Genomic DNA, 275 nt, shown 5'->3' on the forward strand with positions numbered 1-275 from the left:
CGGGTTGCCGATTGTCGTGAGGCTGCGGGCTCGAGTCTGCCCGGCTGCCCTTAGCACAGGACAGTCATTTCAATCTCGACGCATGCCCCCAGCGGCAGCGAGGCGACTCCCATTGCCAACCGCGCATGTTGCCCTTTTTCTCCCAGGACATCGAGGGCGAGTTGGGACGCACCATCGATGACGGCGGGCGCATCCACGAATCCTTCCCCTGCTGAGACATACCCTCCGATCCGGGCGATACCCTTGACCGCATCCAACGACCCGAGTTCCTCGCG

General features: G+C 63.3%; 1 protein-coding gene. It reads right to left on the reverse strand.

From position 1 onward, the window contains the following. Nucleotides 1-50 precede the first annotated feature (50 nt). On the reverse strand, nt 51-275 hold a 225-nt coding region (locus SB764_RS39955), incomplete at its 5' end, for a RidA family protein (RefSeq protein ID WP_410866741.1).

The organism is Paraburkholderia sp. SIMBA_027 (genome assembly GCF_046535315.1).
In the GTDB taxonomy this organism is placed as follows: domain Bacteria; phylum Pseudomonadota; class Gammaproteobacteria; order Burkholderiales; family Burkholderiaceae; genus Paraburkholderia; species Paraburkholderia tropica.